At 61.2% G+C, this 24311-nt stretch carries 23 protein-coding genes; 5 read left to right on the top strand and 18 right to left on the bottom strand.

Annotated features, from left to right (window positions below; all coding sequences use genetic code 11):
* Positions 1-33: 33 nt before the first annotated feature.
* Both VMP31_RS09495 and VMP31_RS09490 read right to left on the bottom strand, forming a co-directional pair.
* Positions 34-1347, bottom strand: a complete 1314-nt coding sequence (locus VMP31_RS09495; RefSeq protein ID WP_325506416.1) for a HipA domain-containing protein — start codon at positions 1345-1347, stop codon at positions 34-36.
* Positions 1347-1664 carry a transcriptional regulator gene (locus VMP31_RS09490; protein WP_325506414.1) on the bottom strand — a complete coding sequence of 106 codons (318 nt, stop codon included), beginning with the start codon at positions 1662-1664 and terminating at the stop codon, positions 1347-1349. Before VMP31_RS09490 ends, VMP31_RS09495 begins: the two co-directional genes overlap by 1 nt.
* A 313-nt stretch (positions 1665-1977) precedes the next feature.
* On the opposite strand from VMP31_RS09490, the gene VMP31_RS09485 reads away from it, so the two are divergent.
* Positions 1978-2193, top strand: coding sequence for a hypothetical protein (locus VMP31_RS09485; RefSeq protein WP_325506413.1), 216 nt, complete (start codon positions 1978-1980; stop codon positions 2191-2193).
* Positions 2194-2346: 153 nt separating this feature from the next.
* On the opposite strand, the gene VMP31_RS09480 is transcribed toward VMP31_RS09485, so the two are convergent.
* The 6 genes from VMP31_RS09480 to VMP31_RS09455 all read right to left on the bottom strand — a co-directional run bounded on the left by VMP31_RS09480 (position 2347) and on the right by VMP31_RS09455 (position 10973).
* Positions 2347-4302 carry a PhoX family phosphatase gene (locus VMP31_RS09480; RefSeq protein WP_325506411.1) on the bottom strand — a complete coding sequence of 652 codons (1956 nt, stop codon included), beginning with the start codon at positions 4300-4302 and terminating at the stop codon, positions 2347-2349.
* 76 nt (positions 4303-4378) lie between these two features.
* Positions 4379-5170 (bottom strand): energy transducer TonB, encoded by a 792-nt coding sequence (locus VMP31_RS09475; RefSeq protein WP_325506409.1) that lies wholly within the window; start codon positions 5168-5170, stop codon positions 4379-4381.
* An 11-nt stretch (positions 5171-5181) separates the two neighbouring features.
* A complete protein-coding gene (gene tolR / locus VMP31_RS09470) occupies positions 5182-5625 on the bottom strand; it encodes a protein TolR (protein ID WP_325506407.1) in 444 nt (147 codons plus the stop codon).
* Positions 5626-5635: 10 nt separating this feature from the next.
* Positions 5636-6346: a protein TolQ gene (gene tolQ, locus VMP31_RS09465; protein ID WP_325506405.1), complete on the bottom strand. Its 711-nt coding sequence runs from the start codon at positions 6344-6346 to the stop codon at positions 5636-5638.
* Positions 6347-6468: 122 nt separating this feature from the next.
* Positions 6469-8394, bottom strand: a complete 1926-nt coding sequence (locus VMP31_RS09460; protein WP_325506403.1) for a phytase — start codon at positions 8392-8394, stop codon at positions 6469-6471.
* Between the two features lie 71 nt (positions 8395-8465).
* Complete coding sequence (locus tag VMP31_RS09455; protein WP_325506401.1) at positions 8466-10973, bottom strand: TonB-dependent receptor; 2508 nt, start codon at positions 10971-10973, stop codon at positions 8466-8468.
* A 390-nt stretch (positions 10974-11363) separates the two neighbouring features.
* On the opposite strand from VMP31_RS09455, the gene VMP31_RS09450 reads away from it, so the two are divergent.
* Together VMP31_RS09450 and VMP31_RS09445 are read left to right on the top strand one after the other, a co-directional pair.
* Positions 11364-12281, top strand: coding sequence for a GGDEF domain-containing protein (locus VMP31_RS09450; protein WP_325506399.1), 918 nt, complete (start codon positions 11364-11366; stop codon positions 12279-12281).
* 10 nt (positions 12282-12291) lie between these two features.
* Entirely contained in the window at positions 12292-13329 is a 1038-nt protein-coding gene (locus VMP31_RS09445) for an AraC family transcriptional regulator (RefSeq protein WP_325506397.1), read from the top strand.
* A 128-nt stretch (positions 13330-13457) separates the two neighbouring features.
* On the opposite strand, the gene VMP31_RS09440 is transcribed toward VMP31_RS09445, so the two are convergent.
* The 4 genes from VMP31_RS09440 to VMP31_RS09425 all read right to left on the bottom strand — a co-directional run bounded on the left by VMP31_RS09440 (position 13458) and on the right by VMP31_RS09425 (position 17703).
* Entirely contained in the window at positions 13458-13706 is a 249-nt protein-coding gene (locus VMP31_RS09440) for a hypothetical protein (protein WP_325506395.1), read from the bottom strand.
* A 131-nt stretch (positions 13707-13837) separates the two neighbouring features.
* The gene (locus tag VMP31_RS09435; protein ID WP_325506393.1) at positions 13838-14938 is read right to left on the bottom strand and encodes a polyamine ABC transporter substrate-binding protein; all 1101 of its coding nucleotides are present in this window, start codon (positions 14936-14938) and stop codon (positions 13838-13840) included.
* Between the two features lie 41 nt (positions 14939-14979).
* The gene (locus tag VMP31_RS09430) at positions 14980-16305 is read right to left on the bottom strand and encodes an alginate export family protein (protein WP_325506391.1); all 1326 of its coding nucleotides are present in this window, start codon (positions 16303-16305) and stop codon (positions 14980-14982) included.
* Positions 16306-16428: 123 nt separating this feature from the next.
* A complete protein-coding gene (locus tag VMP31_RS09425; protein ID WP_414705442.1) occupies positions 16429-17703 on the bottom strand; it encodes a serine hydrolase domain-containing protein in 1275 nt (424 codons plus the stop codon).
* Positions 17704-17852: 149 nt separating this feature from the next.
* Between VMP31_RS09425 and VMP31_RS09420 the strand changes: the two genes are divergently transcribed.
* The gene (locus VMP31_RS09420; protein ID WP_325506389.1) at positions 17853-18473 is read left to right on the top strand and encodes a TetR/AcrR family transcriptional regulator; all 621 of its coding nucleotides are present in this window, start codon (positions 17853-17855) and stop codon (positions 18471-18473) included.
* Between the two features lie 93 nt (positions 18474-18566).
* Here the strand turns inward: VMP31_RS09420 and VMP31_RS09415 are convergent, their stop codons facing one another.
* Entirely contained in the window at positions 18567-19121 is a 555-nt protein-coding gene (locus VMP31_RS09415; protein ID WP_325506387.1) for a cysteine hydrolase family protein, read from the bottom strand.
* 102 nt (positions 19122-19223) lie between these two features.
* On the opposite strand from VMP31_RS09415, the gene VMP31_RS09410 reads away from it, so the two are divergent.
* Positions 19224-20201, top strand: a complete 978-nt coding sequence (locus VMP31_RS09410) for a GlxA family transcriptional regulator (RefSeq protein WP_325506385.1) — start codon at positions 19224-19226, stop codon at positions 20199-20201.
* Positions 20202-20240: 39 nt separating this feature from the next.
* Here VMP31_RS09410 and VMP31_RS09405 read toward each other — a convergent pair whose 3' ends face one another.
* The 5 genes from VMP31_RS09405 to ggt form a co-directional block, all read right to left on the bottom strand.
* Positions 20241-20390 carry a hypothetical protein gene (locus VMP31_RS09405; protein WP_325506584.1) on the bottom strand — a complete coding sequence of 50 codons (150 nt, stop codon included), beginning with the start codon at positions 20388-20390 and terminating at the stop codon, positions 20241-20243.
* Positions 20348-20518: a hypothetical protein gene (locus VMP31_RS23370; RefSeq protein WP_414705441.1), complete on the bottom strand. Its 171-nt coding sequence runs from the start codon at positions 20516-20518 to the stop codon at positions 20348-20350. Before VMP31_RS23370 ends, VMP31_RS09405 begins: the two co-directional genes overlap by 43 nt.
* Complete coding sequence (locus VMP31_RS09400) at positions 20478-21563, bottom strand: glutamine synthetase family protein (RefSeq protein WP_325506383.1); 1086 nt, start codon at positions 21561-21563, stop codon at positions 20478-20480. The genes VMP31_RS23370 and VMP31_RS09400 overlap by 41 nt, the downstream gene beginning before the upstream one ends.
* A 259-nt stretch (positions 21564-21822) precedes the next feature.
* A complete protein-coding gene (locus VMP31_RS09390) occupies positions 21823-22686 on the bottom strand; it encodes a sulfite exporter TauE/SafE family protein (protein WP_325506381.1) in 864 nt (287 codons plus the stop codon).
* 11 nt (positions 22687-22697) lie between these two features.
* Positions 22698-24284, bottom strand: coding sequence for a gamma-glutamyltransferase (gene ggt, locus VMP31_RS09385; protein WP_325506379.1), 1587 nt, complete (start codon positions 24282-24284; stop codon positions 22698-22700).
* Positions 24285-24311 lie beyond the last annotated feature (27 nt).

The raw sequence follows: 24311 nt of genomic DNA, 5'->3' as shown, positions 1-24311 counted from the left end.
TCAGTGACGCGCCGATGATCGGCAGTCCCAGAGCTAATCGGCAACCCGCCTGATTTGCCTGGCCATTTCGCGGATAACGATTTCAACCATGGCCCGCAGTAAGCGCATCTCACCGTTCAGCGTTGCGCGAATCTCGGGGCGCGTCTGGATAAGTGCCTCGTTCTGCTGCGCCACCTCCTCCTGCAGCGCCTTGGCCTGAGCGTAGGCATTATCCGCCAGCTGATCGATGTGCTTGTTCGCCGTCGCGGGCTTGATGCCCATATCGACGCCAACTTCAACCAGTAACGCCCTGCTGACTGCAGACAAGTTCGCCACCCCGTTGAGTGGCCAGGCCAGCGCGGCTTGGCCCGGCCATTTGTCCTGATCAAATGCCCGGGTGCCGTAGACCGCCGTGCACAGCAAGTCGTAGAACGGCGACAAGGCCACACCCTTTCTGCCCACGAGGAAACTCAAGTTCTTCAGGTGGGCATCTTCGTTGCCGACCAGGACGTTGAACACCAGCCACTTGAACAGTGCTTCACGGGCCTTTACCGGCGGCACGCACAGCTTGGTGATCGTGTTCAGCCTCGATACGCTGCCAGCGCTGTATTTGAACTCGCGCGACAGCCCGGTCAACTGACAGGCATCGATGCAGTGCAGGCGTCGCCAGTCCGGCTGCTCGGGCAGGCGATCGAAGCGTTCGATCAGATAGACCGGTTGAGGCACATAGAGCCGGGTCACCTGCGGCACATTCAGGCCCAGGCGTTTGGCCAGGGTCATGACGAACCACTCGTTGATCACCGAGTGAGCCCAGGCCACATCCGGGTGGTCGGGCTTGAGGATATGGGTGGACGGCGTGCTGCCGGTGGGTTCCAGAATCTGCCCATCGCGAAGGATCACCGCCACCTTGTGCTGAGCGCCAGCAAGGGACATTTTCTTGGCTGAGCGCTCGGCCAGCGGTACCCGCGGCATGTCCTGTATGCGTGTCGACAGCTCCTCGTACGACAGCGCCCTGAGCCCACCCGCCTCTGGTACTTCCCCCGGAGGCAGCAGGGTCAGGGAGCCTGCCGACTCGGCCCCGAAGTACTCCAGCAGGCCGAATGCATCCTCGAAGGCGCGACCCACCGATTGCGCAATCAGCAGGCGCTGTCCTTCCTCTGGCAGCAGGTTGTCGAAGTACCACTGCACCGGCCGCACACTGGCACCGTCGACATGCTCCTCGCTCTGCAGCGGCAGGCCTGGACACAGGGGATGGGCATCCTCCCGGTTCAACCACTCCTGGCTATAGGCAAATGCCCAGAGGCCGTTGAACTCGCGCAACGCCCCCACCATGACGCTGTTGATCCAGATATTGAGCACCCGCGGCATCACCGCACCTCGTTTTGCGAGGTATCAGGCTGTGCATCCACAGTGCGCTGACGTTTGCGCTGGATAGTTTGGTAGTGCTCCAGGGTTTCAGGGGCAAAGGCTTGCGGGACCTCAAGCGTTACGCTCAGCCCCAGCTCTTTGATCACCTGGAAGAGCTTTCCCCACTGCACCGTTTCGCCGCCGCGCTCGACCTTGCCGAGGAAGTTTTCACTTACGCCGATAGTGCCGGCCGCATCGTCCTGGCGCATATCCAAGGCTTTACGGCTGGCGCGGATAAGCATGCCGAGCTGCTCAGGGGTATCGATTTCAAACTTCATTGAATAAATCCTCACGAGCGAAAGGATAATCGCCATACATATACGGCGAAGCAGAAAATCCTCACATCTGTGCGGATTTTATCCATCAAAAGGGATTTATCAAGTAAATCCTCATGATCGAGAGGATTTTATGGACCGTGGCCCTAGGCAAGTGACCAACGGCCAACGCCAAGCCCCGCGGCTGCCAGGCCCACACAGCGGTCGATAAAGCCGGTGACCTGCGCCGCCAGCCCAACCAGACAAGTGAGATGCTGAAATCAAAAAGAAATATGCCGGCTCTACAGTGCACACACAAATTCAGGAGGACACGCTTGTGAGCCGCACAATACGACACATCTGTAAAACGCTCGACCAGGTAGCCAGCAACAACGAAGCTGCCGCAGTTGCCGTGATGCGCGCGGCGGAAAGGATTGGCGACGAGGTGCTCAGGCAGCAACTCTTCAACGTGATCCATCGCATGAACCTGGATGCCGCTCAACTGCGCTCTGCCCGCGAAGACATGGCCGGCCAGGAATTGAAGCGCGCCTGAAATGGCATTGAGTCCGTTGAGCGGCCTGCCTAAACGGGCACTCAACCACCGCGTCCGGCCCCCCACTCGCCACCGTCAACAGCCAGAAATCCTGGCCGTTGACGCTCGTTTAGATAAGCCGCTCAAGGCTATAGCAGCCCCTGCCCTCGCGGCTTAGCTGCCAATCACCCCGCCATCATTTTTGGTTATCAGCACCGTGGTCGAGCGCGGCCGAGTTTGGCCGTCGCTGGCTGGGTAGCTGATACCGGGGTGTTGCACATTCGCCCACATCGCCTTGCCATCCGGGCTCCAGGCCAGGCCGGTGACTTCGCAGCCGCGCGGGCCGACCAGAAAACGTCTTACCTCGCGAGTGCTCGGGTCGGCGCACAGCAACTGGTTGCAACCCATGGTCTGCATCGCCGTTTCATCGTCGCCGTAGTCGGTCTGTATCCACAAACGGCCGTGGCTGTCGAAGGCCAGACCATCGGGTGAGGAAAAGATATCGCCGTTGATGGTGCCGGTAAGGTTGGCGGGCACCACGTTGCCGTTGGCATCCTTGGCCCCCTTCTGTTCGCCTGCCAGCAGAAACAGCTCCCAGGTAAAGGTTTCAGCGCTAGGGTCGGCACCCTGCTCCTTGAAACGCAGGATCTGCCCATGCAGGTTCTGCGGGCGCGGGTTGGCTTTGTCGGTGGGTTGTTTGTCGCCGCGACCATCGTTATTGGTCAGGGCCACATACACCTCACGGCTGGCGGGATGCACGGCCGCCCACTCGGGCCTATCCATCGGCGTTGCACCCACCAAGTCAGCGGCGGCACGGGCGTTAAGCAGCACCTCGGCCTGGCTGGTAAAACCACTGGCGTTGGTCAGGCCGTTTTGTCCGTGCACCAGGGCCAGCCATTGGCCGGAACCGTCGGCATCGAAACGCGCGACGTAGAGAGTGCCTTCATCCAGCAGGTCGCGGTTGGCCTTGGGGTTAGCCGCATCAAAGCGCCCGCTGGGGACAAACTTGTAAACGTACTCGCCCTTGGCATCGTCGCCGGAGTAGAACGCCATGCGGCCGTCATCGCCCAGGCTCAGGGCCGCGCACTCGCGGCCGAAACGACCAAAGGCGGTGCGTTTGACCGGCTGCGCCTGCGGGTCGAAGGGGTCGATTTCCACCACCCAGCCAAAGCGATGGGGCTCGTTGACGTAGCCGCCATGCGCTTGCTGCGGATCGGGGGTGGCGTTGAAGCGCGGGTCGGCGCTTTCCCAGGCGTAGTTCTTACTGGTGCCTTCTTTGGCCAGGCCATAGCGTTTGTGCGATACCCGCGTGGCGTAGTCGGCCTGATCGCGGTTGATAAAGTAGTTGTGCCAGTTTTCCTCGCAGGTGAGGAAGGTGCCCCAGGGCGTGATGCCGGTGGCGCAGTTGTTGATCGTGCCGAGCACTTCAAGGCCTGTGGGGTCGGCAACGGTTTGCATCAGTTCATGCCCGGCCAGCGGGCCGGCAATGCGCATGGCGGTCAGGGCGCTGATGCGGCGGTTATAGGGCGAATCCATAACCCGCTGCCACTGGCCGTCCACATCTTTTTTCACTTCGATAACCGACACGCCATGGGCGGCCTGTTCCTTGCGCACCTCGTCCAACGGCCGTGGCTTGCTCTGGTCGATCAGGTTGCCGGGGTGCAGCGGTGGGTTGACGTATTCGTGGTTCATCACCAGCAGGCCACGGTCTGTTTCGCCCTCAAAGGCGAAAAAATCCATGCCGTCATGGTTGTCGCCGGCTTGCTTGAGCTGCGCCTGCCAGTCGTCGCTGGCATCCGGGTTCCACTGCGGCGCGCCGACCTCGACCGGGTCGCCCCAGGAGAAAAACGGCGTGGCGCTATAGCCTTCGGCAACCAGCACGCGGTCGAATTGCGGGTCGATCTGCACCGGCACGCCCTTGAAGCCCAGCAGCGGGCTGGCACTGGCACTGCGGCAGGCACTGATACCGCCTGCGAAGAAACCGAGTGCGGCAAGGGTAAGGCCACCCTTGAGCACATTGCGCCGCGCAGGATTGAGCAAGTCGCTCAGCGCCGGGTTGGCGCTGGGGTTGATCGCCACATCGTCGTGGGCTTCAAGGCTGGCGTGAAACTGTTGGTGATCCTGGTTCATCACGGCTCTCGCAAAAAATTGGCGCACACCGGCCCACACCGCTCCAAGAAGAGCAGCCTGGACGGCGAGCAGAGGTTTATTCGATACGGTAGGTAAAGGTGTTCTTCACATTGGGCACGGCAACGGCGCGGCCATCGATCACCCGCGGCTGGTAGCGAAAGCTCTGCGCAGCGGCCAAGGACGGTCGGATAAACAAGGGATGGCAGGCACCCACCACCTCGGGCTGTTCAACCTGACCCTGGGCGTTGACCGTGTAGCTGACGGTGCATTCGCCCTCGATGCCCTTGTCCAGCGCCCGCCGCGGATAAGCCGGTGCCTGCTTGGTAATCGGCAGGTACTGACGGCTGGCCGCCGCAGCGGCTTCGGCCTGGCGCGCCTGCTCGGCAACTGCATCGGCGGCCTGCTGCCGTTGCTGCGCGGCAAGCTGTTCGGCGGCTTGGCGTTGTTGCGCCTGCTCGCGCTCTTGCTGTTCTTGCCGAGCCTGCTCCTGACGCTGATGCGCTAACCGCTGGCGTTCCTGCGCAAGCTTCTCCTGCTCGACACGCTTATGCGCCAGAGCCGCCTGTTCCAGTTTTTGCTGGGCGATACGCGGGTCGATCTGCGGCTGCACCGGCGCACGCACTTCCGGCAAAGGGGCTTCGACCGGCACGGGCACCGGGGTTTCCACCACCGGCGCTGGTGGCGGCAGGCTGAGCAACTGCATGCTGATGGTGTTGATGCTCGGCGCTGCGGGCTTTTCCACCGGCCAGTTGGCCAGCAACAGCGCCAGCACCAATGCATGCAGGACCAAGGTCAGCAAGGCGGCCTGGGCATTGCGCAGGCGCGAGATTGGCAATCTGGGCCAGATAACAGAAGCGGAATTGTCCATCAGCACACTGCTCACTGCGGGGCCTCGGTGATCAGGCCGAGGTTGCTCACCCCGCCCTTCTGCAAGGCGGCGATACCGGCCACCACAGTGGCGTAGTCGGCGGCCTGATCGGCGCGGATATACACCTGGGTGTCGCCGCGCTCGGCGATGATCTGCGTGACCTGAGCGGTCATTTCCTCAAGACCCACGGTGCTGTCGGTCTGCTGTTCGGTGTTCAGCTCGCTGCCCAGGTTCCAGTAATAGCCACCGTCAGCCTGTACCGAAAGGGTAAGGATTTGCTGCTGGGTATCGGTGGGCAGCGCTTCGCTGGCGACCTTGGGCAGCTCGACCTTCACGCCCTGGGTGAGCATCGGCGCGGTGACCATAAAGATCACCAGCAGCACCAGCATCACGTCGATGTAAGGCACCACGTTCATTTCGGCCTTAGGCGCGTGTTTATTTATCGGCTTGCGCATGGCGGGCTCCTCAGGCGGCGGCGCTGACGTGGCTGCTGGCGGCGTGTAGCTTGCGGTGCAAACGCGCCTGCAATTCGTTGCCAAAGCCGTAGTAGCGCGTGCTCAGGGTGGCCACACGGGCACTGAAGCGGTTGTAGGCGATCACGGCGGGAATCGCCGCGAACAGGCCAATGGCCGTGGCGATCAGCGCTTCGGCGATACCCGGGGCGACCGTGGAAAGCGTCGCCTGCTGCACCTGGGACAGGCCGATAAAGGAATTCATGATCCCCCACACGGTGCCGAACAGGCCGATATAGGGGCTGACCGAACCGACCGTGGCGAGAAACGGCAGGCCCTTCTCCAGGCGCTCTTCCTGCTCGCTGATGGCCACCAGCAGCGAGCGCTCGACACCGTCGATCACCAGCTCGCCGGCAATCCCCGGCTCGCGCTTGAGCTGGACGAACTCGTGGTAACCGGCCTGGAAGATCTGCTGCAAGCCGGCATCCTCATCCACCCCATCGCTGCCTTCGCGGTACAGCTGGGCCAGATCGTGGCCGCTGCGAAAACGCAGCTGGAAGTCTTTCATCAGGCGCTCGTTGCGGCGCAATACGGCGCTGCGCTGGATGATCAGGTACCAGCTAAGCAGCGAGGCCAGCAGCAGGATAAGCATTACCGCCTGCACCAGCAGGCTGGCATCACTGATCAGGCTCCAGACGGTCATCTGTTCGAGGGTGTTGTGCATGGGTGTCTCCTTGCATCGCGCGCCGAGGAAAACCCTCGGCCGTTATTCGATTACGTTTGTGTTGCTGGTTGATGACAGCCGTTTTGAAGCCAGTACAGACCGTCTTTTGTAGGGTGTGCTGCTTACTCCAGACCGAGGGCCTCAGCCACGGCGGTCCAGGGCAAGTACTTGTAGTTCTGCCGGTCTTCGGGCATGCGCTTGCGACCGTCCTGCACCACCAGCATGCCGGCGCTCCAGATGCCGCCGAGGTTGGCCGAGGTAACGTCCAGGCCATCGGTTTCCGAGGCACCATCGATACCCAGTTGCGCGTTCAGGCCGATGCGGAACGCGCCGCGCACGGCATAGGGCGCAGTCGCATCGAGCACCACATAGCTGTCGTTGCCCTGGCTGGAGATCACCAGGTAGTTGCGTGTCGCGCCTTGGTATATGGCCAGGCCTTCGATGTCGTCATGGACCACCTCGCCTGCCGCAATCACTTGCTCCAGCCGGGTTGGCGCATCGGCGCGGGCATCCAGCGTCCAGACTGCGACATCCTCTTCGCCAACAAACAGGCGCTGATTGCGGTCATCTGCGACGCAACCTTCCGGCTGGCTCTCAACCTTGAACTGGCGCACCAGCTCACCCTTGATCCGCCCAGCGTCCGCACTCAGGCGGTACTGCAAAAAGGTGCCGTCCTTGGCATTGGGAATCGCATAAATCGCCCCGGCGGCATCCTTGAACATGCACAGGCCATAGATGTCCTTGAGCGGCGTTGGCAGCTGACCGAGGTTGCGCAGCTCGCCGCTACTACGGTCGATGGCGAACAACTGCAGGCTGTTCTGATCGCGGTTGCTGGCCACGGCCAGGTCGACCAGCTGGCCACTGAGATCAAAGCCTGCGCGCACATCGACGTTGTTCATCCGCCCGACGCGCAGGTCTTGCAGCTGCTTGCCAGCCAGGTCATAGGCCAGCAGACCACCCTGTTTGTCGGTGCCCAATACGCGGCTCTTGCGCGGGTCACTCGGGTGCACCCAGATCGCAGGGTCATCGGCGGCATCGCCCAGGCTCGGTACCGGGTCGGTCTGTACCTGCACCTGCAGAATGGGAAGTGCCGCTTGCGCTTCAGGGGCTTGCGCCTGCCAGTTCAACTGCCCGCGCTGCAGACCGTCGTCATCGCGCACCAGCAGCTCCAGACCGCCCGCAACGGCGCGCACGCTGATGCCTTGCGGCTCATTCAGCTTGCCCAGAGGCAGCACCGGCTGAGCCTGCCAACCGGCTTCGCCATGCTGGTAGCGATGCAGCGTGTTGCTTTCCGGATCCAGCGCCAGCACTCCGCCTGGCACCACGGCCATACCGGCAAGCGCCTTGCCGATATCCCCAAACGGCTGCACCAGCCCCACCGGTTCGCGTACCAGATCAGCCTCGGCATGGGCGGCGTAGGCCCACAGGCCGACGCCCTCCTCGTTGACATATAGACGCTCGGCCACGTCGTCGACCTGGCAGTGTTCGCTGGCCGGCGGCAGGCTCATGCCTCGCACGCGCTTGGGCGTTGCCAACGGCACTTCGTGCTGGGCCACCAGCCACTGCTCGCCAATACCTTCCTCGCCGATCAGGAAGACAAACTCGTTGTGCGCCGCATCGCGGTACAGGCACAGGCCGTCGATCTTGTAGGCCGGGCGCGGCAGGTACAGCGGCTTGCCCCAGCGTTGGTTCGCCAGGTTGACCAGCATCGCCTGCTGGCGGTCAACATCCAGGGCCGCCACCAACAGGCCGCGCGGGCCAACACGGTGATCGATGCTGGCAAAGGTGCCGGGCAGTTGGCTCAGGGTCGCGCCCTGGCCATCAAGCACAAACAGGCCCTGCTTCTCACTGCTTTGCAGGCGTTCGGCACCGGGCCAGAAGCTGTCGCTGGCCAGCCATTGCGCCGCCTCGACCGATTTCATGCTCGGGCTGGCAAGCACCTGCAGGTTCAAGGCTGCAGCGGGTTTATCGGCCACCGTGCTCTGGCAGGCGCTCAAGGCGATCAGACTGGCGAGCAACAGGTTTTTCTTAACAAACGAAAGGTGCATACGGGCAAATCCTTACTGAAAACTTAACAGCCAACCGGGCACGCCCGCGGCGCACCCAGCCGGCATACAGGTCAGAAGTGGGTGAAGGTCAGGCCGAGCTTGTAGGTCGGGCCGTATTCCTCGTACTGGGCGTTGAAGTCGCGGCGGCCGCTGTAGACGTAGAAGGACTCGTCCGTCAGGTTCTGCGCCTGGAAGGTCAGTTGCAGCGCAGGGGTGAGGAAGTAACCGGCGCTGAAGTCGACAAACAGTTGCTCATCGGCGTAGAGGTCATGGGCCTTGTCGTCGATGGCGGCGACTTCGGCCAGGTAGGCGGACTTGTAGTTGGCGGACAGACGCAGGCTGAGCTTGTCGTCTTCCCAGCCGAGCATCAGGTTGCCGACCGTGTCCGACTGGTTCGGCAGGTCGATGTCACGACTCAGACCCTGGCCTTCGATGCTCGCATCGGAGCGGCTAAAGGTGGCGTTGGCCCCCACCAGCAGACCGTTCCAGGGTGCCGGCAGCCAGTCGAACTTCTGCGAGTAGGCCAGCTCCAGGCCATACAACTTGGCGCTGTCGCCATTGGCAAAGGTGTTGGCCTCGGCAAAGTCGGCCCAGATGCCAGTGCCGCCCAGGTCGGTGTTGTAGACGAAGCTGTCGATGTCCTTGTAGAACACGAACGCCGACACCACACCCGCACGGCCCATATAGTGCTCAATGCCGAGGTCGAAATTCATCGCCTCCAGCGGGTCAAGCTCAGGGTTGCCGAAGCTGGCCTCGTCACCGTCGATGACAAATCCGGGTGCCAGTTGGCCAAAGGTCGGCCGCACCACGGTATTGGTCCAGGCGGCGCGCAGCTGGGTGCTGGCGTTGAGCTGATAACGCGCATGCAGGCCCGGCAACCAGTGCTCATAGCGCGTGTCGCTGCTGGTGTCCTCGAAAACCCCATCGCGGATGCCGCTGCCCTTGGCCTCGAACTCGGTACCCTCGTAGCGCACCCCGGCGATAAAACGCCAGTCGTCGATGTCGAGGCTGTTCATCAGGTAGGCGGCGTTGATGTCTTCGCTCATCTCGAAGTCATTTACCCGCGACTCTTCTGCGTTATAGAAGTCGTCTCTGTTCAGGCCGCCGAGCAGGCGCTCGATGGCCTTGTCGCTGATACCGGGGCCAAAGCGGCCCAGGCCGTAATCGACGTTGCCCTTGGTGAACTGGCCAAGGTTGAGATCGGCATCGCTCAGGCCGACATCGCCGAGGTCCTCGTACTTCCAGGCTTCCAGATCATTGTCTTTTTCCCGACGGCTGATCTTGCCGCCGAACTTGACCTGGGAGGCATAGCCGCTGAGGTCATAGTCACGCGCCAGGTCGAGCTTGATGTTCTTCTCGGTATCGGTGGTTTTCTGCTTTTCCCACTCGACCTCGCTGAGGGTGAAATTGTTCGGGTCGTAGAACGCCGAGTCGATATTCAGGCGCGGCTTCTTGGTGTTGCTGAAACCGGCATCGGCAAAATCGTCGTTGCCTTCGAAGGTCGCCCCGGCAATACCTTCCGGGCTGTCTTCGCTGGAGCGGCTGTAACCGGCCTGGGCACCGATGGTCCACAGGCCGAGCATGCGTTCGCCACCCAGCACGTAGGACTGCACTTCCTGGGTTTCCTCGCGGCTCTTCAGCTCGCGGTAGCCTTCGGCATCACCGCTTTCGCCCGGCAACTGCGCATCGGCAAATTCGATGCCGGCAGCGTTGCGGGTCTCAGTGTCCTTGTAGCGGCTATAGAGGGTGCGCAGGTAGTAGCTGGAGAGGTCATCGGGCTTGTAGTCGAAGTTCAGGCCAAAGCCGGTGCGCTCGCGGGTAATGGCGTAGTTGCGCTGCTCCAGTTCTTCGAGCCGGGCACCGTTTTCGAAATCCCAGGCACCGCCGGTTTCGACGTTGTCCGAACCAAAGTCGCGCTCCTGCCAGCTCAACGCCGCGGCCACGCCGAAGTTGTCGATGCCATCGCCCAGGCTGAAGCGATCGCTGATCGCGCCGGAGAACTTCGGGCTGGTCTGCTCGGTATTCTCGTCGTAGCTGCCTTCGGCGCTGCCGGTGTAGAACAGCCCTTCGTGATCAAAGGCCGACAGGCTCTCCACCTCTACCGTGCCGCCGAGGGAGTTGGCGTCCATGTCCGGGGTCAGGGATTTGACCACCGTCAGCGACTGCACCAACTCGGAGGGCAATACATCCAGGGCCACGGCGCGGCGGTCACTTTCCGGCGAGGGCACCAGGGTGCCGTTGATGGTCACGCTGTTCAGATCCGGGCCGATGCCGCGCACGCTGACAAAGCGCCCTTCGCCCTGATCGCGCTCAACCGACAGGCCGGGAATACGTTGCAGCGCTTCGGCGGCGTTGTCGTCCGGCAGCTGGCCGATGCCATCGGCATGCACCACGCTTTGCACGTTGTCGGAGCTGCGCTGCTGCTTCAATGCCTTGTCGATGCTGACGGCCTGACCGACCACCTCGACGTATTCGGTGGCCGGCTCAGCCGCCATAAGCTGGCTGCTGGAGGCAATCGCCAGGGCCAGCACGCTGATATGCAAACCCGAATTGCGAGCGGAACTGCTGCGAACCTTCATCACCTACCCTCCCCAAGATTGATCGCTGCCAGGCTGCAATGGCCGGGCTATTGGGGAGCGAAAGCTAGGCAGGAGTGATGACGCTTCTGTGACAGCACGTGCGGCAATACCGCTAAACCAGGGGGTTTCAGCAGGCTGTAGCACGCAATTGAGCTGAAATGACTGCAACAGTGCGGCCAAGCGGCCAAGCTGACGTGCTGGTTACCGTAGCCCTTCATTTATAGCGCGGCAAAAATGCGCCAACGCGCACCGGCAGAAACCGCCTGATCGCCGTGAAACGCAATAAATTGGCGAAGATCCCTGAGCCAAATTGACCTCCCTCACTGCAACCAAACTGTCATATGCATCTGTTGTGCTGGCGGCCATTACCCTCTGCGGAGCCTCTTGGCCATGCCGCCACTGCTGAAATTGCACGTATGGAAACTCACCGGCCTGTTGCTGGCGGCCAACTTCGGCCTGCTCGCCTACCTGGGTGCCGGCACGCTCAAAGGGCTGAGCGAATGGAACTGGACCGATATCGGCGGTGAAGGCGGCTCGGCGCTGCTGGTGCTGGTGTGGATCGGCCTGCTGCTGAAAAGTCGCCCGGCCGGGCAGGTCACCACCCTGCTGTTTTACGGCCTGGCGTGTCTGTTCTTCTCGCTATGGATGGATACCCTCGACGAGTTCGTGCAACTGTCGGAAAGCATCGCCTGGGACAAGTGGCTGGAGTCGGGGCCGATGCCCGTGGGGTTTATCCTGATGACCCTGGGCATCTACCACTGGCACCGCGAACAGCTAGCGATCAGCGGGCAGATGGAAAAACGCGAGCGGCTGTTTCGCGAGCATCGCCTGTTCGACAAGGTCACCCCGCTGGGCGGGGCCGACTATCTGCGTTTGCAATTGCAGCAAGCCTTGCAGGAGGCCCATAGCGAGCAGCAACCGCTGTCGCTGGTAATTCTCGACCTGGACGATTTCAACCTGGTCAATCGTGAATACGGCCACGCCGAGGGCGACCGCGTATTGCAGGTGGTGTCCCAGGTGATGGTGCTCAACCTGCGCCGCCAGGACCTGCTCTGTCGCCTGGCCGGCGACCGCTTCGTGGTGCTGCTGCCCAATACCGGCGAACAACAGGCCCGCCATTTGGCCCTGGAACTGCAAGCCGCCGTGCAGCACCTGGCCTACAAAAGCCACCTGCATGGCGAGCGTCTGCAACTGAGCGCTAGCGTGGCGGTGGCCATGGCCCAGCAGGATAGTCCGGAGGGCCTGCTGCAACGGCTCAACCTGGCGCTGGCACGGGCCAAACAACCGCCGTTTATCAAGCGCGCCTGAGGCGGATGCCATGACCGTGAAAACGCCCTGGTACGAATGCGACAGCCGCTTTATTGCCGGCCATTACCAGCCTGCGGCATTGATCGACCTGGCCATCAGCCGCGAGATCGACACCCATCGCCTGCTGCGTGGCACCGGCTTGTTCTATGACGACATCCTGGCTGGCGAGGTACGCATCAGCCCGCAGCAGTTCCTGGTGCTGATTGATAACGCACAACGCCTGCTGGAGGCCGACGACACCAGCTTCCTCTTCGGCCAGCGCTTGCTGCCTGGCCACTACGGCGCTGCCAGTCAGGCGCTGCAGCAGGCCGGCAACCTGCAGCAGGCGCTGGAACTGCTGATTGAGATGCGCGCGCTGTTCAGCCCGCTGCTGGCACCACGGCTGTTGCTTGATGAACAGCACGCCTACCTCTACTGGGTCGACAGCAGCGGTGCCGGATCGCACTGGCGTTTTCTGATCGAGGCCTGCATGACGGCTGTGGTGGCAATGGCCCGCTGGTTGTCCGGGCAACAACTGCCGTGGCGCTTCCACTTCGCCCACGCGGAGCCGCGCTATGTCGAGCAGTACTGGGTGCACCTGGGGGAAGACCTGCACTTCGACAGCCAGCTGGACATGCTGCGCCTGCCCCGCGAATTTATGACCGCCGTCTGGCCCAACGCCGCGCACACTGCCGGCGCGGTGGCGCGCCAGGAAGCCACGCGGCAACTGCACGGCCTTGGCTACCAGGCCAGCCTGCTGGACCGTTTATATGCCTGGCTGCAAGCCAACGTGCGTCAGTCCCCCAGCCTGGAACAGGCCGCGCACGCCTTCGAAATGAGCCCCGCGACCTTCAAACGCAAGCTGCAAAAACACGGCACGCGCTATCAGGAACAACACGACCTTGTGCGCAAGCATGTGGCGCTCTACCTCTATCGCATCAAGGCCTACAGCAATGAAGAGATCGCCGACTTCCTGAGCTTCCACGACGCGACCAACTTCCGCCGCTCGTTCAAACGCTGGACCGGGCTGTCGCCCAGCGCGTTGCGGCAGTTATTTGAGGCGGGGTAGCCGCGCGTTCAAACAACAAGGCTGAGTAACTCAATCAAGCCGCGCCCGCCACTCTACTGCCAGCGTTGTGCGCGGGCACATCAAGGAGCAGTTAATAGCGCTGCAATGCAGGGACCATCGAGCCCAGACTAGATGCTGGCAATATCCAACAGCGCCAGTTCGTCTGCGCTCAGGGCAAGCTCGGCAGCCTCTACCAACATGCGCAATTGCCAGGCCCGCGAGAGACCGCCAGCTCCCGGCCCCATGGCTGCACCCACCTCGGTGAACAAGGTGAGGCGATCACGTAGCCCTGGGTTGCGTGCAATCCAGAATACATTGCCACCCAGTACGACCGCAGAGGTGGTCAAGCCGGTCTGGCCCAAGGGTTTATCTTGCATGTTCAACTTCCTGGAAACACCGGTATAAGCGCCTGAGCAAGAACAGGAGATACCGATAAGCATCTCCTACCTCCCCCGCTGCATATGACCTATCGGGTTATCGCCCGGTGTAGAGCCAGACTCTGGATAAGTTACATACCGGTACGGATAGTGTTCCAGGTACGCATGCGCATGCGCTCGACGTTTTGCGGCAGCGCCTTGAGCACAAACAGCGAGGGGAGAACATCTTCCGGGATATACATATTCGGATTGTCCCGAATACTGGCATCAACCAGCGCTGTGGCGTCCTTATTGGCATTTGGATAACCAATGGCGTTGCTGGCCTTGGCGATCACATCCGGCCGCATCATATAGTTCAGAAACTCATGAGCTTCATCACGATTGACCGCGCCCTTGGCAATCGCCATCACGTCCGACCAAACCGGCGCGCCTTCCTTGGGCAGAATCATGTCGACCTTGACGCCTTTACCTGCCGCGTCGGCCAAGCGGGTTGCCAGGGCCACACCGCCTGACCAGCCGATACCGACGCAGATGTCGCCATTGGCCAGATCCATGCCATAACGGGACGAGCTGAAGTAGTTGATATGCGGACGAATCGAGACCATCAACTCCTGAGCCTGGCGATAATCGCTTGCCTCAGTGGAGTGCGACGGTAAGCCCAAATAATGCAGGGCAATGGGCAGAACCTCGTTGGCCGCATCAATAAAGCCAACACCGCACTTGGACAGTTTGGCGATATTCTCTTCCTTGAAGATCAAATCCCAACTGTCCAGCTTGGCGTCCGGGCCAAGCGCCTTGCGCACCATATCGACGTTATAGCCAATCAGCGTTGTGCCCCACATGTATGGAATGGCGTACTGATTACCCGGGTCGCCAGAGGTGGCCAACTCAGCCATAAAAGGCTCATCGAGGTGAGACCAGTTTTTCAGCTGGCTGCGGTCGAGCGGCTCGAATGTGCCGGCCTGGATAAACTTGCCCAGGTTGGCCGTGCTGGGAAATACCACGTCATAGCCCGAGTTCCCTGTCAGTAACTTGGACTCAAGCATTTCGATACTGTCAAAAACATCATAGATGGGGCGAATACCGGTTTCCGCCTCGAAGTCCTTGAGAATCTCGCCGGGCAAGTATTCCAGCCAGTTGTAGATTCGAACGGTTCGTTGCTCGGCAAAGGCCGAGCTACTCATCAGGGTGACGGCAATCGCGGCCGCCATGCTACGCATTACAGAATTCATATCAGGCTCCTGGGGTACCCGCCACAGCGGCTACCCGCTCATCAATAACGGTAGGTGAAGTACATTTCAACGGCGGAAAACTTCTTGTCGCCCAGCAGTTCCTTGGCGGCACCTTTGGGCTGCACCCAGTTGTAGGAAAGCGAGGTGAACAGCTGCGGGGTTGCCACCCAGTCAACAAAGATCACGCTTTCGTCGGCGAAGCGCCGGTCGCTGACAGGTGCACCGAAGAGATTCTTCTCGTCGAGAGAGAACTGGTGGTGCATCGCCCCGACGGTGAGCGTTGGCTGAACCTGGGTTTTCAATGACCAGGTATGCACCTTCTGGTTACTGTTATTGAGCAGGTAGTTACCCACCACGTCGCCGACCAGCCAGGTGCCCCAGTCAACAAAGCCTTTGCTCAGAGCGTCCCAGGCTTCTCGTTTGTTGTCAGCCAGGTCTTCGTCGCCAGAAAAATAGGCATAGCGGTAGCCCAGTTTCGGCTGCAGTGGCAGATCGCTAAAGGCGTATTCGGCCCCGGCATACCAGGCTTTGGCGTCGTACTCGATACCGCCGTCGCTACCCGCTTGCACGGCATACTCGGCGTTAAGGGTCAGGTCCTGGAGCCCAGGCAGCTTGGCATTCAGCGCCCGAATGTTGTAGACCTCCATCCCATCGCGCGGTGTTGCGATATTGGAGTCGCGATCTTCCGCTTTCAGCTTCATGGCCATCGCACCGAAGGTGGCAACCCCCTCCACGGCGTAATCGAGGTTCACCCCGTTCATGCGGTAATCGCCAAGGTGGTCATCGGTACGCAGGCTGAAGGTCTGTACCGAGAGCGCATCACGGGACCAGGCCAACACTGCGGAGTCACGGAAGGCCGTACGCGGTGCCAACCAAAAGGCCGCGTCATCGTGAAAGTCGAGGTTGCCATCCATGACAATAAAGCCCGAACCGATCATGTAGTCCTGGCGACCCGCAGTAAAACGCCACTCCCCGGCGCGAAAGCCCACGTAGGCTTCCTCTGCCGACACGCGATTGTCGGAACCGCGGGTAAAGCCGCCTGCGTCGCCATCGCCGAAGGTCGATGCAGCGACGATTGAGCCTTTGGCCAACAGGTCGAAGTCCGGGTTCAGTGCATAGCTGAAACTGACCGCCGGCTTGACATAGACCTCCTGCCAGTCGGCATTTTTTCCGGTGGCCTCACCGCTGCGGGTATCGATACGCCCCGCACCGAAGTTGACGTTACGGGTGAAAATTGCAGCACCACCCGCGGTTAGATTGACCTCGCCAGAAAGATCGCCCTCCTGGAAGGTATAGCCAGCCATTGCCGGCTGGCTGGCCAAAACCGCCGCGGCAAGAAGTGAAGGTACCAAGGGTACTCGGGTCATGGGTTGCTCCTGGTTGATTGTTGTTGTGTTACAGGGCAGCTCGGACGACAACTGTCGCCATCACGCATCCAGCGCAGGGCCGACGGGCAAAAGCCCGTCGGCGGATCTTTTTGTAATCTCTACTCAGCCCTTGAAATGGCGAGCGAGCGCACGCAGTGCGCGAACGTTGTCGGGGTCGAAGAGGCTGACGGCCTCCGGCAACGAAGACTGCTTGACGATCACAAGGTCGGCCTCGCGATCGACGAACAGGTACTGACCGTTGATGCCGCATGCCATCAGGGCCGGGCTGTGATCATTGAACACGTACCACTGGCTGCGGTACGAAGCCCCAGGCGTCCAGGCGCTGAACTCCTCGTTGCCGGCATAGATCGCCGGATCGCTGCCCTGGGCAATGGCATCGATCGCACGCGGATCGAGCACTGCGCGTCCCTCATGCACACCGCGGTTGGCCAGCAGCAGGCCAAAGCGCGCGATATCCCGTGCGGTAGCGTTGAAGCCTGCACCGGCAACACCGCGCCCCCAGGGATCGGCCATAAAGTAACCGTCACGCTGACAGCCGATTTGCCCCCATACACGCGCCAGCAACTCGGGACAGGCAATGCCCCCGGCACGCTCCATCACCCAGGCCAGGGCCTCGGTGGTTGCAGTCACATAGTGGAAAAAGCCGCCGTGCTCGCCACGCTTACGCAGCGACGGCAAGTACTGATAGAGCGAAGCGAACTGGGCGTAGGCCGCAGGTGCCGGCTGGAAACCACAGGCATAGCCGAATTGCGAGCTCTCCGAAGCCGGATCGTCGTAACGCTCGGTGTAGGCGATCCCCACCGCCATATCCAGCAGTTGGCGAACGGTCGCATCAGCAAAGGCGCTGCCGGCAAATTCGGGCACGTAGTGGTCGGCCCTCAGTGCAGGATTCAACACGCCGTCGCAGATCAGTTGTTCGGCCAGCACGCCGATCAGCGACTTGGTCACCGAGAACATGGTGTGGCGGTCGTTCGCGGTCTGCCCGTTGAAGTAACGCTCGTACTTCACCTCGCCTCGATGCAGCACGATAAAGGCATCGCAATGGCTGGCCACAAGGTGTTCATCAAGGCGTACGGTCAGCCCACACAGGCTCTCGAAGCTGAAACCGTCAAGATCTTCCCCTGCCTGCGGCAAGTCGCTTGCGGCATCGTTACCGGCAGCGACAGAAATGCTCGGGCGCAGCCGTGCAAGATGGCGGAAGCCCCATTTGTTGAACGGTGGGCTCATCCAGTTATGCCAGGTAACGCGCTGCGCCTCAGCAGGCGGGAAGCCCGTCATAAAGGCATCAGGCTGGGCCCCGGAGTGCAGCGCCTCATGGGCATCCGCATAGTGGCGAGCCAGTTGGCAAGCGGTGGGAGAATCGGTGCGAAGTGTCATAAATCAGCTGTCCTGACAGATGCTCTGCACACGGCAGATGTGACATAAAAATTAATCCACATAATTTCTTTAGTCAATAAAATATTTTTTAAGGAAAGAGCTTTCCGTTATGCTCCTGCTTCCAAGGCAGGAAAACCCAGGGGGAACCATTGAGCGGCTTGCGAGAACGACAGAAAGCGATGCGCCGACAAGCCATCAGCCAAGCAGGGATAAAACTGTTTGAGCGGCAGGGTTTCCAGAGCACCACAATCGAGCAAATCGCCCAGGAGGCGGGGGTTTCGGCCCCTACCGTGTTCAAGTACTTCGGCTCCAAGCACGAGATCCTGGTCGAGATGCTGCAGGCCGGCGACGAGCGCGCCATCAGCGATGCGCGCGCGCATATTGCCGAGATGGATGACCCGCTGGATGCCTTGTGCTACCTGGAGAAGGTGCTGGTGGATCAGGCCCTGGCCATGATGCCGCCGCCTATCTGGCGTGAGTTGCTGCTGCATGTGCTGGGCGGCGGACAAAGTGGCCTGCCAGACAGCTACAAGCGCATGAATGACGTCCTGCGCGGTGAAATTGCCGCATTCCTGCGCGAGCTACAGAGCGCAGGCAAGCTGCGCGCTGATCTTGATGTGGATCTGGCCGCCTTTCTGCTCAACGACTATTCCCACCTGCAGCTGCTGCGTCTGACCAGCAGCGAGCCGCTCGACCTTGAGACGCATCGCCAGCAGGTACGCCAGACGTCCGGCCTGATTCTCTATGGCATGGCTGCACCCAAGCCCTGACAGGACTTTAAAACCACAGCCTACCTAGCCCCATGCAGAGCACACTCTGGTCCCCTACGGCGGCCCGGGTGAAAGGTTGCGCACCGGCGAGCATCAGAACGTACGGGCGAGGTACTCGTCGGTGCAGAGAACTTCGGCGTAAGCGAATGCCAGCGCAGCCATAAACGCAGCATGCACCTGGGCAGCGGGTACCTTGACGCCGCCGAACTCCAGCTCATGGCTGGCGCATGCGTCTGCAATCACGGTATTGGCATAGCCATAATCGGCGGCCGCTCTGGCGATGGCGTCCACACACATATGGCTCATATTGCCGACGAGGGTGAGTTGCTCGATGCCCTGCTCGTCGAGAATCGACTTGAGCGGGGTATCAACAAAGGCATTGACCTGATGCTTCAGTACCACAGGTTCGCCAGCACGGCTGGCCACCTTGCTGTGGGTCATCGCGCCCTCGCTGCCCGGCGCAAAGAACGGCGCATCGCCTTCGTTGAATTCGTGGCGTATATGCACCACCAACTGACCACAGTTACGCGCATGCGCGAGAATCCGCGCAGCATTATCAGCAGCCGCATCGACGCCTTCGAGCGGCCACTTACCGGTTGCAAAATAGTCGTTCTGGATGTCCACCAGCACAAGGGCTCGCTTAGTCATGACACACTCCATCAATTCATTGAAAGATAAGTGCACAGCCTAGGGGCTTAGCCCCGGCTTGATGGATTGGCAAAACCGACATTCTTGCTGGAAGAACTGACAATGACGAACACAGCACCCAGGGCTCAGGTCGGCATCCTGCTTTACCCTGGCGCGCAGCGGGCGGCCATCTATGGCCTCGCCGATATTTTCGCCGTGGCCAACCAGTTGCGCCGTGAGCACTCGACCGCGAGTGCGCCGGAGATTTATGTCAGCCAGTGGCAACTCGACACTCAGGAACAACTGACCTGCGCTGACGCATCTGCAGCAGCGCATTGTCCAGCCATCCTGATCGTGCCGCCCTGCCTGGGCGATCATCTGGACGCGCAGTCGGCACGGCCATTTATTCCCGCGCTAAAATCCTGGCACAGCGCCGGCACCCTCATCACTTCGGTATGTGCAGGCGTCTACCTGCTGGCGGAGGCTGGTCTGCTGGACGACCGTTCGGCGACCACGCACTGGAGTCTGGCAAGCGACCTGGCAAGCCGTTATCCAGCCATAGCGGTCGATGTCGACAAGATGATCATCGATCACGGCGATGTGATTACCGCTGGTGGGCTTATGGCCTGGACGGACCTGGGCCTGACCCTGGTGGAACGCCTGCTCGGCCCGAGCCTCGCCGCCGCAACGGCGCGCTTTCTGGTGCTGGATCCGGCTCGCCACTCGCAACAATGCTTCAAGCGGTTCGTGCCCAACCTGAGCCATGGTGACGAGGTGATTGTTAAGGCCCAGCACTGGCTGCACGCCCATGCTGGGCAAATTGACGGCATCAGCCAGCTGGCTGCATACGCCAATCTGGGGGAACGCACCCTGCTGCGGCGCTTCCGTCACGCAACCGGCCTGACACCCACCGAATATTGCCAGGCGCTGCGCATCGGCAAAGCCTGTGAGCTGCTGGAGTTGACCAGCCGGACCATTGAGCACATTGCCTGGACAGTTGGCTACCGCGATACAGGGGCCTTTCGCAGACTCTTCAGCAAAATCACCGGCTTAGCCCCCGCCCACTATCGCAGCCGCTTTGGCGTTGCTCACAAAGGCTGAAACCCGACCAGGGCAGCAATGCCCTGACTGGGCTGTAGATCAAACGGCGAAGCCGTAAAGATCCCATTCCACCTCAGTGACATGCAGCGCCAAACGCTGGTACTCCGCACGCTTGATGGCAACAAACGCCTGATGCAGCGGCAGCCCTAGCACCTCGCGCATAAAGGCCGAACCCTCCAGGCGGACGATTGCCTCCAGCCGGTTCTGGGCAGGTCACTGACATGGGCATCGTTGTAACTGTTGCCCTCTGCCGCCGGCCCCGGGTCGCATCCCTCCTCAATGCCCTTGAGCGCCCCGGCCAGGGTGACGGCCGCCACCAGATAGGGATACCCCCGCAACCCGGTGCTCGAAGTGCCGCGCCTTCACCGACGTATTCGGCATCCGGATGGTCACGGTGCGGTTCTCGACCCCCCAGGTATCGGAGGCTGGGGAGTACAACACCGAGGCAAAGCGCCGCCAGGAATTGAGGAAGGGGGCCAGCACCAGCAGGGTATCGCCGATGGTCTGACGCACGCCGCCGATGGACTGGAGCATCAGAGCGCTTAACTGCCCCTTTGCCGTGTCGGCATAGCGGTTGTTGCCCTCGGCATCCTCCAGGGACAGATGCAGGTGCATCCCGGAGCCGGCCTCCTGGCTGAAGGGCTTGGCCATAAAGCAGGCCTCCATGCCGAAGCGTCTGGCCGCCGAGCGCACCAGACGCTTGGCGATCACCAGATCGTCGGCGGCGCGCAGCAGGTCACGGTAGCGGATGGTGAGTTCGTACTGGCCAACGGCGTATTCGGAAATCACCGATTCCAAGGGTATGTCCAGATGCTCGGCACCTGCGTAGATCATCTCGAAGAAGGGGGCCATTTCGTCCAGCTCATCGACCGACATGGTGTTGCGATTCAGTGAGTGCCGCCCGGTCAGGGCATAGCGAGCCGGCTGATAACGACCTTGCGCATCACGCTCGTTATCCACCAGATAGAACTCCAGCTCGAAAGCCCCCATGGGAGAAAAGCCCAAGGCCTTGGCCGTCTCGACCTGGCGCACCAGTGCCTGGCGTGGGTCGGCACTGAATGGCGAGCCATCGGCCTCGAACATACCGACCAATACCTGGCCACGCTTGGCATGAGGCAGCACGCCCAGCGTGCCGGGAATAGGCCAGCAACGTTTATCGCCACCGCCGTCATGCAACACCAGGCCGGTACCGTCAACATCATCACAGGCCACATCCTGGCCGAACATCGAAGCCGGAATCGGCCGGCCGCTGAGATAAAGCGCATCAAGCTCATGCCGGCGAATGGTTTTGCCACGGCCGATGCCATGGCAGTCGTTCAGCACCACATCGATGCCTGCACATCCGGATACTTGGTGAGGCACTCATGCCCCTCACGCAGCTCTGCCCCTGTGGGCGATTTAACGTTCACTCGAACTAACCATAAAGAGTGGATTAAAACAGCGTCTTACTTCGCCAACCCCAGTCCACGCACATGGGTGTAAGTCAGGTCGGTTGGCAATGGCTGCCGCGCAGGCTGCCGGGTGGCCGGAATAGGTAAAGCCGTGGGCGAATTCATCGCCAAGCTCCAACAGCACATAGCGCTTAACGCAGGCTGCCACCAGCAAATGTCTTAACGCTCGGTCAACGCAACAAGCCATACAGCATGCGCAGCGCTGTCAGAAACAAGAACAACGCAAACAGCTGACGCAAACGGCGCGCATCGACGGAGTGAGCCAGCCTGGCACCATAGGGCGCAAGGAGCATGGTCATGGGTACGATGAGAGCCAGACCCGCGAGGTTGACATAGCCAACCGTGAAGGGAGGACGGTTCGCAACATCAATGCCATTGATCAGGAAGCCGATGGCACCCGGTAAGCTGATGACCATACCTAAGGCCGCGCCTGTACCGACCGCCACGTGCATGGGCGTTTTAAAGGCGCTGAGTATCGGCACGCTGAGCGTCCCGCCACCGATCCCCATCAGGGTGGAAATACCGCCTATCCCGCTGCCTATCAGCGAAGTTCCAACTGTTCCAGGTAGCTCATCGCGTACTAGCAGAGCCTCTTTGCGCAGCCCCATGTTTGCCGCTACCAACAGGGCGATCACGGCAAATACCGTAGTCAGCACTTGGCCGCTAAGCCACTGGCTGGCCACGGCGCCAAGCACAACCCCTACCAGCACCGAAGGGATGAGGCGGCGCAGCAGCTGCTTATCGAGGCTGCCGCGCTTGCGGTGCGCGCGCGCCGAAATGATCGAGGTCGGGATAATGGTCGCCAAGGATGTACCCACTGCAACATGCATGCGCACCTCCGGGTCGACACCGAGCAAGGTGAACAAGTGATAGAGCACCGGGACTATGACGATGCCACCGCCAACCCCCAGCAAACCCGCGAGAAGACCGGCCACGATACCGGTAATCAGCAGCGCGACCGTCAAGCCCACCAACCAGGGCACGCTGTATTGCGCGAGGAAATCGGTCAAACCCATCTGCACCAGAAAATCCATGCTGTCGCTCCTCAATAACCCAATGCACAGCCGTCTTTGCGGGGGTCGGAGCCACCGGTCAGCGTGCCTTTTTCCCAATCGATCCAGATCAACTGGCCTCCGCCCAACGGCTCGGTTTGCTCGGCAAGCTCGTGGCCATAACGGCTCAGCTCCTCTCGCACCGACGCGGGGATGCCGTCTTCCACATGCAGTTTGCCGTCGGCATGGAAGGCGCGAGCGGCATCCAGTGCTTCCTGAGGATCGAGACCGAAATCGATGATGCCGGTCAGCACGTGCACCTGCCCCATCGGCTGGTAGTCGCCGCCCATCACCCCGAAGGGCGCTACGGGACGGCCGTTCTGCATCAGCATGGCGGGCATGATCGTGTGCATCGGCCGTTTGAGGGGCGCGATGCAGTTGGGGTGTTCTGGATCGAGGCGGAAACAGTGCGCGCGGTTTTGCAGCATCACGCCACTGGCTGGGGCCATGACCCCACTGCCGAACTCGTTGTAGATGGAGTTGATAAAGCTCACCGCATTACGCTCATTGTCGACCACGCACAGATAGGTGGTATCGGAGTGCTCCATGATCGGCTCGGGTAGCGCCCTTGATACACGCTGCGGGTCGATCAGCTTACGTGCCTGTTCGGCGTAGCGCTGCGAGAGCAACTGCGCTACGGGCACTTGCGCGAACCTGGGGTCGGCGATGCGCCGATCACGCTCGCGGTAAGCCAGGCGCGCCGCTTCAATTTCCAGATGCAAACGGGCTGCGCTATTGGCAGGCAGTTGGCTCAACTCGAAACCGGCGAGGATGTTGAGCATCAACAGCGCGGTCAGCCCCTGGTTGTTCGGCGGCACCTGGTAGAGGTCATAGCCGCGGTAATGGGCGTGAATCGGCTCCACGTATTCGCCGCGGCAAGTCGCGAAGTCTTCGAGGGTATGCAAACCGCCGAGCCGACGCAGTTGAGCCACCATATCCTCGGCGACCGCGCCCTGATAGAAACCGGCACGACCCTGCTCGGCAATGCGTTGCAGCGTACGGCCGAGCTCCGGCTGTCGATGAATGCTACCGGCCTGCGGTGCCTGCCCGTCGGCTAGCAATATCCGCGCGGCATCTGTGAATTCGGACATCCAGGGCGCGTTATTCGCCCAGTCCCTGGCGACCCTGTCAGCTACCACATAGCCACGCTGCGCATAGCCGATCGCGGCAGACAGCAGCTCACTCATCGGCAGGCGTCCGTGGTCCTCGATCAACTGGCACCAGGCATCGATCGCACCGGGCACAGTGACGGCATGCGGCCCACGCTCGGGAATCTCCGTGAACCCACGCTCGCGATACCAATCCGCGGTTGCCGCGGCCGGTGCACGACCCGAGCCGTTGAACGCCACTACTTTTTCACTGCCACTGGGGCAATAAAGAACAAAGCAGTCGCCACCGATGCCTGTGGCTTGTGGCTCGACCACAGCAAGCACTGCTGATGCGGCGATGGCTGCATCCATGGCATTGCCGCCGCACTTGAGAATATCGAGCGCGGCCTGTGTCGCAAGCGGATGGGAGGTGGCCACCATGCCTTCGGTCGCGCGGACGGGTGAGCGACCTGGGAGTTGCAGATTGCGCATGAACAAGTCTCCGTTCAATTCTTGTAA

It is taken from the genome of Pseudomonas sp. (assembly GCF_035512415.1).
In the GTDB taxonomy this organism is placed as follows: Bacteria; Pseudomonadota; Gammaproteobacteria; order Pseudomonadales; family Pseudomonadaceae; genus Aquipseudomonas.
Note: the sequence above shows the minus strand (reverse complement) of the source record. Positions and strands in the feature narration are given on the sequence as shown.

Excerpts from the sequence above, each read along its gene's own strand:
- VMP31_RS09415 (WP_325506387.1), bottom strand. The coding sequence starts at position 19,121 with ATGACTAAGCGAGCCCTTGTGCTGGTGGACATCCAGAACGACTATTTT.
- VMP31_RS09390 (WP_325506381.1), bottom strand. The coding sequence starts at position 22,686 with ATGGATTTTCTGGTGCAGATGGGTTTGACCGATTTCCTCGCGCAATAC.
- VMP31_RS09440 (WP_325506395.1), bottom strand. The coding sequence starts at position 13,706 with ATGCAAGATAAACCCTTGGGCCAGACCGGCTTGACCACCTCTGCGGTC.
- tolQ (WP_325506405.1), bottom strand. The coding sequence starts at position 6,346 with ATGCACAACACCCTCGAACAGATGACCGTCTGGAGCCTGATCAGTGAT.
- VMP31_RS09445 (WP_325506397.1), top strand. The coding sequence starts at position 12,292 with ATGACCGTGAAAACGCCCTGGTACGAATGCGACAGCCGCTTTATTGCC.
- VMP31_RS09435 (WP_325506393.1), bottom strand. The coding sequence starts at position 14,938 with ATGAATTCTGTAATGCGTAGCATGGCGGCCGCGATTGCCGTCACCCTG.
- VMP31_RS09490 (WP_325506414.1), bottom strand. The coding sequence starts at position 1,664 with ATGAAGTTTGAAATCGATACCCCTGAGCAGCTCGGCATGCTTATCCGC.
- VMP31_RS09460 (WP_325506403.1), bottom strand. The coding sequence starts at position 8,394 with ATGCACCTTTCGTTTGTTAAGAAAAACCTGTTGCTCGCCAGTCTGATC.
- VMP31_RS09475 (WP_325506409.1), bottom strand. The coding sequence starts at position 5,170 with ATGGACAATTCCGCTTCTGTTATCTGGCCCAGATTGCCAATCTCGCGC.
- VMP31_RS09410 (WP_325506385.1), top strand. The coding sequence starts at position 19,224 with ATGACGAACACAGCACCCAGGGCTCAGGTCGGCATCCTGCTTTACCCT.
- VMP31_RS09430 (WP_325506391.1), bottom strand. The coding sequence starts at position 16,305 with ATGACCCGAGTACCCTTGGTACCTTCACTTCTTGCCGCGGCGGTTTTG.
- VMP31_RS09495 (WP_325506416.1), bottom strand. The coding sequence starts at position 1,347 with ATGCCGCGGGTGCTCAATATCTGGATCAACAGCGTCATGGTGGGGGCG.
- tolR (WP_325506407.1), bottom strand. The coding sequence starts at position 5,625 with ATGCGCAAGCCGATAAATAAACACGCGCCTAAGGCCGAAATGAACGTG.
- VMP31_RS09455 (WP_325506401.1), bottom strand. The coding sequence starts at position 10,973 with ATGAAGGTTCGCAGCAGTTCCGCTCGCAATTCGGGTTTGCATATCAGC.
- VMP31_RS09425 (WP_414705442.1), bottom strand. The coding sequence starts at position 17,703 with ATGACACTTCGCACCGATTCTCCCACCGCTTGCCAACTGGCTCGCCAC.
- VMP31_RS09450 (WP_325506399.1), top strand. The coding sequence starts at position 11,364 with ATGCCGCCACTGCTGAAATTGCACGTATGGAAACTCACCGGCCTGTTG.
- VMP31_RS09480 (WP_325506411.1), bottom strand. The coding sequence starts at position 4,302 with ATGAACCAGGATCACCAACAGTTTCACGCCAGCCTTGAAGCCCACGAC.
- ggt (WP_325506379.1), bottom strand. The coding sequence starts at position 24,284 with ATGCGCAATCTGCAACTCCCAGGTCGCTCACCCGTCCGCGCGACCGAA.